The 6,660-nt window shown below is 70.3% G+C and carries 8 protein-coding genes; 4 read left to right on the forward strand and 4 right to left on the reverse strand.

The genetic code is table 11. The annotated features are described in order from the left end of the window. The first annotated feature begins 68 nt into the window (after positions 1–68). Positions 69–1,010, forward strand: a complete 942-nt coding sequence (locus tag ABZ479_RS25275; RefSeq protein ID WP_500463669.1) for an SPFH domain-containing protein — start codon at positions 69–71, stop codon at positions 1,008–1,010. Between the two features lie 103 nt (positions 1,011–1,113). Further along, a complete protein-coding gene (locus ABZ479_RS25280; RefSeq protein ID WP_500463670.1) occupies positions 1,114–1,881 on the forward strand; it encodes a sulfite exporter TauE/SafE family protein in 768 nt (255 codons plus the stop codon). A gap of 30 nt (positions 1,882–1,911) precedes the next feature. Here the strand turns inward: ABZ479_RS25280 and ABZ479_RS25285 are convergent, their stop codons facing one another. The 3 genes from ABZ479_RS25285 to ABZ479_RS25295 form a co-directional block, all read right to left on the reverse strand. After that, on the reverse strand, positions 1,912–2,415 hold the full coding sequence (locus ABZ479_RS25285; RefSeq protein ID WP_499606262.1) for an HNH endonuclease: 504 nt from the start codon (positions 2,413–2,415) through the stop codon (positions 1,912–1,914). A 411-nt stretch (positions 2,416–2,826) separates the two neighbouring features. Next, a complete protein-coding gene (locus ABZ479_RS25290) occupies positions 2,827–3,360 on the reverse strand; it encodes a YbhB/YbcL family Raf kinase inhibitor-like protein (protein WP_500463671.1) in 534 nt (177 codons plus the stop codon). A gap of 46 nt (positions 3,361–3,406) precedes the next feature. After that, a complete protein-coding gene (locus ABZ479_RS25295) occupies positions 3,407–4,189 on the reverse strand; it encodes a sporulation protein (RefSeq protein ID WP_499606264.1) in 783 nt (260 codons plus the stop codon). A gap of 84 nt (positions 4,190–4,273) precedes the next feature. On the opposite strand from ABZ479_RS25295, the gene ABZ479_RS25300 reads away from it, so the two are divergent. Together ABZ479_RS25300 and tyrS are read left to right on the forward strand one after the other, a co-directional pair. Beyond that, the gene (locus ABZ479_RS25300; protein ID WP_500463672.1) at positions 4,274–4,951 is read left to right on the forward strand and encodes a DNA-3-methyladenine glycosylase; all 678 of its coding nucleotides are present in this window, start codon (positions 4,274–4,276) and stop codon (positions 4,949–4,951) included. Between the two features lie 63 nt (positions 4,952–5,014). Next, positions 5,015–6,280 (forward strand): tyrosine--tRNA ligase, encoded by a 1,266-nt coding sequence (gene tyrS, locus ABZ479_RS25305; RefSeq protein ID WP_500463673.1) that lies wholly within the window; start codon positions 5,015–5,017, stop codon positions 6,278–6,280. A gap of 131 nt (positions 6,281–6,411) precedes the next feature. Here the strand turns inward: tyrS and ABZ479_RS25310 are convergent. Next, positions 6,412–6,660 (reverse strand): hypothetical protein (locus ABZ479_RS25310; protein ID WP_500463674.1); only part of this gene is annotated, 249 nt, incomplete at its 5' end.

Here is a 6,660-nt window from a genome sequence, read left to right on the forward strand (position 1 = left end):
CGCGGGGTCTGCCAGACTTGATCATGTCTTCGTACAGGTAGGCACAGGCAAACGGCGTGGGAGTGGACGTGCAGCCGATCATCATCGTCCTGATCATCCTGGTGGTGCTCGTCTTCATCGCGCTCATCAAGACGGTCCAGGTCATCCCGCAGGCCAGCGCCGCGATCGTCGAGCGCTTCGGCCGCTACACCAGGACCCTGAGCGCGGGCCTCAACATCGTGGTCCCGTTCATCGACACCATCCGCAACCGCATCGACCTGCGCGAACAGGTCGTGCCGTTCCCGCCGCAGCCGGTGATCACCCAGGACAACCTGGTCGTCAACATCGACACCGTCATCTACTACCAGGTCACCGACGCGCGGGCCGCCACCTACGAGGTCGCCAGCTACATCCAGGCGATCGAGCAGCTCACCGTCACCACCCTCCGCAACATCATCGGCGGCATGGACCTGGAACGGACCCTGACCTCCCGCGAGGAGATCAACGCGGCCCTGCGCGGCGTCCTCGACGAGGCCACCGGCAAATGGGGCATCCGCGTCAACCGCGTCGAGCTCAAGGCCATCGAACCGCCCACCTCCATCCAGGACTCGATGGAGAAGCAGATGCGCGCCGACCGCGACAAGCGCGCCGCCATCCTCACCGCCGAGGGCATCCGGCAGTCCCAGATCCTCACCGCCGAGGGCGAGAAGCAGTCCGCGATCCTGCGCGCCGAGGGCGAGGCCAAGGCCGCCGCCCTCAAGGCCGAGGGTGAGGCCCAGGCCATCCGCACCGTCTTCGAGTCCATCCACGAGGGCGACCCCGACCAGAAGCTGCTCGCCTACCAGTACCTGCAGATGCTCCCCAAGATCGCCGAGGGCGACGCCAACAAGCTCTGGATCATCCCCAGCGAACTCAACGACGCCCTCAAGGGCCTCGGCGGCATCGTCAACCTCCCCGGCGCCCCCGGCAGCGGCCCCGGCAACGCCGAGACCGGCACCCGCCGCGAGACCCCCCGGCTCGACAAGGACTGAGCACCGCGGCCACCGCCGCGAACGCGTGTGACATGATCCGTGCGCTCCGGCTCCCCCCGGTCCCGTCGGGGGGAGAGGAGCCGCACCGACCATGGAGACGCCTATGACCTACTGGGAAGCCCTGGCCGTGTTCGCCGCCGGAATCGGCGCCGGCACCATCAACACCGTCGTCGGCTCGGGCACGCTCATCACCTTCCCGGTCCTGCTCGCCGTGGGGCTGCCCCCCGTCACCGCCAACGTGTCCAACACCCTGGGACTCGTCCCCGGCTCCGTCAGCGGCGCCATCGGCTACCGGCGCGAACTCGCCGGACAACGCCCCCGCCTGCTGCGGCTGGGCGCCGCCGCCCTCGTCGGCGGACTCATCGGGGCCTTCCTGCTGCTGACCCTGCCCTCCGAGGCCTTCGACACGATCGTGCCGGTCCTCATCGGAGTCGCCCTCGTCCTCGTCGTCGTCCAGCCCCGGCTCTCCCGCGCCCTCCAGGCCCGCCGCTCCGGCAACGGCACCCACGTCCCCGAGCACGGCGGCCCCGCCCTGATCGGCGGACTCCTCGTCGCCAGCATGTACGGCGGCTACTTCGGCGCCGCCCAGGGAGTCGTCTACCTCTCCCTGATGGGCGTCCTCCTCGAGGAGTCCTGGCAGCGGATCAACGCCGTGAAGAACGTCCTCGCGCTCACGGTCAACGGCGTCGCCGCGCTGTTCTTCCTCTTCGTCGCCGACTTCGACTGGACCGCCGTCGCGCTCATCGCCGCCGGCGCCGCCCTCGGCGGCGTCCTCGGCGCCCGCATCGGCCGGGGCCTGCCGCCCGTCGCCCTGCGCGGAGTCGTCGTCGTCGTCGGCCTCGTGGCGATCGCCCAGCTCCTGCTGAAGTAGCCGGACGACCGCCCGGGCCCCGGACGGTGCTCAGGCCGGCAGCGCGATCCAGCCCGGCACGCCCTCACGGTCCTTCAGACCCAGCGCCAGCAGCAACGCGTCCGCCGGGGTCGGCTCGAACGGCTGGGTCAGCAACCGCATCCCCGCCTGCTCCGGCGTACGGTCCGCCTTGCGGTGGTTGTCCTCCGCGCACGACGCCACCGTGTTCAGCCACGTGTCCCCGCCACCGCGCGACCGCGGCAGCACATGGTCCACGGTCGTCGCCCTCCGGCCGCAGTACGCGCACCGGTGCCGGTCCCTGACCAGCACACCCCGCCGCGACCACGCGGCCCGTTGTCGGAAGGGCACCCGCACGTACCTGCAGAGCCTGATCACCTGCGGCACCGGCACCTCCACCGCCGCCGCGCGGATCCGCAGCCCGGGATGAGCCTGCTCGACCACGGCCTTGTCCTGCATCACCAGCACCACCGCACGCCGCAGCGACACAGTCGACAGCGGCTCGAAGGTCGCATTCAGCACCAGCGTCTCACGCACGTCGCCCACCCCTCGGGTCCGTCCCCGCCCCGTGGCGAGGTGGCTCCACTGTGACCGGGCCATACCCCCGCGGACAACGCAATTTCCGCACGTCAAAGCGAACAGGAGGAAACGGGGAACGAAACGGTGGCCCCCACCCGGGGCCGGCCACCCCGGGCGCCCTCCCCCGTGGGGCCCGGGCGCCCGGAGCGCGGCGATCGGCGTGGACACCCGGGCGCATGACCGGGCTCCGGCGGACGGCAGGCGGATCGCGCGGCGAGAACCGCACAACGCGAACGCCCCGCCGCCCCCGCCACTGCGGTGCCGACCCCCGGTGACGGTCAGGTCACCAGGCAGACACCACAGTGCGATGCGGGAGCGCCGGGGCGCAACGGAATTTCGGGCCCCCGGCCGCGGCCGGGAGCGCCGCTGCTACTGCGGGTTCTCGTACTCGCCGATCAGGTTGGCCCGTGCGATCGCGTGGAACCGCAGGTTGAAGCCGACCACGGCGGGCGACACGTCCCCGTCCGGACCCAGCTTCTCCTGGTCCACGGCGTACACGGTGAAGACGTACCGGTGCGGCCCGTCCCCGGGCGGCGGCGCCGCACCGCCGAAGTCCTTGCCGCCGTAGTCGTTGCGCACGTGCACCGCACCCTCGGGCAGCCCCTTGAACCCCTCGCTGCCGGCGCCCGCGGGCAGCTCCGTCACCGACGCCGGGATGTCGAAGAGCACCCAGTGCCAGAAACCGCTGCCCGTGGGCGCGTCGGGGTCGTAACACGTGACGGCGAAGCTCCCTGTCCCCTCGGGAAAGCCCTCCCACCGCAGGTGCGGCGAGACGTTGCCCTCGGCGTAGACCTGGGCGTCCTTCAGCGTGCCACCCGGCTCGATGTCGTCGCTCACCACCGTGAACGACGCCACCGGCGGGTGGAAGTCGTGGGGGAGCGGCCGCCGCTTCTGCTCGGTCACCTCGGTACCTCCTGCTGATCGCGAAACGCGCTTCCGCCCGCCGATCCTAGAACCAGTTGCGCTTGCCGCCGACCTCGGCCAGCCACTGGTTGAGGTACCCCGCCCAGTCGGTCGTGTGGAAGTTGTTCAGGTCCACCGTGAACGAACGGAAGGCGTCGCTGCCCTCGCTGAACAGCCCCGGCTTCTTGTCCATCTCCAGGACGACGTCCATCTCGTGCCCGTCGGAGACGAAGCTCAGCTCCACCTGGTTCAGCCCGCGGTACTGCTGCGGCGCGAAGAACTCGATCTCCTGGTAGAACGGCAGCCGCTGCCGCGTGTTGCGGATGTGGCCCCGCTCCAGGTCCGCGTTCTTGAAGCCGAAGCCCAGCTGGCCGAACGCGTCGAGGATCGCCTGCTGCGCAGGCACCGGGTGCACGTTGATCGGGTCGAGGTCACCGGAGTCCACCGCACGGGCGATCGCCAGCTCCGTCGTCACCCCGACGTTCATCCCGGTCAGGTGACGCCCCAGGAACGTCGTGATCGGGGTCTCCCACGGGATCTCCAGCCCGAACGGCACCACGTGCACCGCACCCGGCTGCACCTCGAACGCCCCGCCCAGCTGCTGCCGGTGGAACTCGATGTCCTGCTTGTACTCGGTGTCCTGCCCCTCGACCTCGACGCGGGCCTGCAGGCCCACCGACAGCCCCTCGATCTGCTGCGGCACCGAGCCGCCCTGGATCCTCACCTCGCCCTGGACGACCCCGCCCGGGACGACGTTCGGCTCGTTGAGCACCGTCTCGACCGACGCGCCACCGGCGCCCAAGCTCGCAAGCAGCTTCTTGAAGCCCACGATGTCCCTCTCCCTTTACTGGCGGTTGCCTCGGTCATTACGAACGCGGCCCCACCCCGAACGGTTCCATTACTCTCGTACCGCATGATCCCCCCTCCGGAAAGCACCCCTCTCCCCAGGTCCTTCTTCGACCGCCCGGTGCTGGAGGTGGCCCCCGACCTCCTGGGGCGAACCCTCGTACGCACGACGGACGACGGCCCCGTCGCGCTCCGGCTGACCGAGGTCGAGGCCTACGCCGGCCCCGTCGACCCCGGCTCCCACGCCTACCGCGGCCGCACCGACCGCAACGCCGTCATGTTCGGTCCGCCCGGCCACGCTTACGTTTATTTCACGTACGGAATGTGGCACTGCATGAACATCGTCTGCGGCCCGGAGGGCAACCCCAGCGGGATCCTGCTGCGCGGCGGCGACGTCATCGAGGGCGCCGACCTCGCCCGCGCTCGCCGGGTCACCTCACGGCGCCCCCACGACCTCGCCCAGGGTCCGGCCCGCCTCGCCACGGCCCTCGACATCGACCGCGCCCTCAACGGTGCCGACGTCTGCCCCGACGCCTCCGCCGACTCGCCCTTCCGTGTCCTCACCGGAACCCCGCCCGACCCCGCCGCCGTCCGCACCGGGCCGCGCACCGGCGTCGGTGGCGACGGCGCGGCCCACCCGTGGCGCTTCTGGATCGACGGCGACCCCAGCGTCAGCCCGTACCGTGCCCACGCACCGCGCCGTCGCGCCCCGGGGGGCGCAAAAGGAGTCGAGCGGAACGCGTAGTCTCGGAAAGACTCCGTACGACCGGGTACGAGGCATCGAACGACACCAGGAGGCACGAGAACCGTGACGGACATCGTCGACGAGCTGCGGTGGCGAGGGCTGATCGCCGTTTCCACCGACGAGGACGCACTGCGCAAGGCGTTCGCGGACGGCCCGGTCACGGTCTATTGCGGCTTCGACCCCACCGCCCCCAGCCTCCACCTCGGCAACCTGGTGCAGATCCTCACCATCCGCCGGCTCCAGCTGGCCGGCAACCGGCCGCTCGCCCTCGTCGGCGGCGCCACCGGTCTGATCGGCGACCCCAAGCCGACCGCCGAGCGGACGCTGAACGACGCCGACGTCGTCGCCGGGTGGGTGGAGCGGATCCGCGCCCAGATCGAGCCCTTCCTCTCCTTCGAGGGCCCGAACGCCGCCGTGATGGTCAACAACCTCGACTGGACCTCCGGCCTGTCGGCCATCGAGTTCCTGCGCGACGTGGGCAAGTACTTCCGGGTCAACAAGATGATCGCCAAGGAGGCCGTCGCCCGCCGGCTCAACTCCGAGGCCGGCATCAGCTACACGGAGTTCAGCTACCAGATCCTCCAGGGCATGGACTTCCTGGAGCTCCACCGCCGCTACGGCTGCACCATGCAGACCGGCGGCAGCGACCAGTGGGGCAACCTGACGGCCGGCATCGACCTGATCGGACGCGTCGAGGGCACCTCGGTGCACGCGCTCGCGACCCCGCTGATCACCAAGGCCGACGGCACGAAGTTCGGCAAGACGGAGTCCGGCACGGTCTGGCTCGACCCCGAGATGACCACGCCGTACGCCTTCTACCAGTTCTGGCTGAACGCCGACGACCGCGACGTGTCCAAGTTCCTGCGCATCTTCAGCTTCAGGTCGCAGGAGGAGATCGAGGAACTGGAGCGGCTCACCGAGGAACGTCCGCAGGCCCGTGCGGCCCAGCGCGCGCTCGCCGAGGAGCTCACCACCCTCGTCCACGGCGCCGAGCAGTGCGACGCCGTCATCGCCGCGTCCAAGGCACTTTTCGGCCAGGGCGAACTCTCCGGGCTCGACGAGCGGACCCTCGCCGCGGCCCTCGGCGAACTGCCGCACGCCAAGGTCGCGGAGCTGGCCTCCGTCGCCGACCTCTTCGCCGAAGTCGGGCTCGTGGCCAGCAAGTCCGCCGCCCGCCGCACCATCAAGGAGGGCGGGGCGTACGTGAACAACGTCAAGATCGGCGACGAGGACGCGACCCCCGAGGCCTCCGACCTGCTGCACGGCCGCTGGCTCGTGCTGCGGCGCGGCAAGAAGAGCCTGGCGGCCGTCGAGGTCGCCGGCAGCTGACGTCGGCCGGATTCCCACGTTTGAGCGGCGGCGGAGCTTGACTCCGCCGCCGCGCTTGCGTAACGTAGCCCGAGCCGCTTGAGACGGTGCGCCCGGTTCGTCCGGATCCTCCGATCGGCGGTCACTCACCACTACGACACCACCCCGAGATTCGGGCGCACATCCGTGCCCTCGAATTCCATTGGCGTGGAATCGGACGGCGAGTGGGGGTGAATTCGCAAGACGCGAAGGAATCCGCTAACGTAGTGAATGTCGCCGAGGCGGAAACGCCGAAAGCGAAACCCGCTCCAGAGGGTGGCAGAGAAGGAAATCGGATCTGCTAAGCTGGAGACAACGAAGGGAAAGCCCGGAGGGGCCGGTGAAACGGTCTCGAAGGAAGC

The sequence above is a fragment of the Streptomyces sp. NPDC005722 genome, assembly GCF_040630935.1.
GTDB lineage: Bacteria > Actinomycetota > Actinomycetes > Streptomycetales > Streptomycetaceae > Actinacidiphila.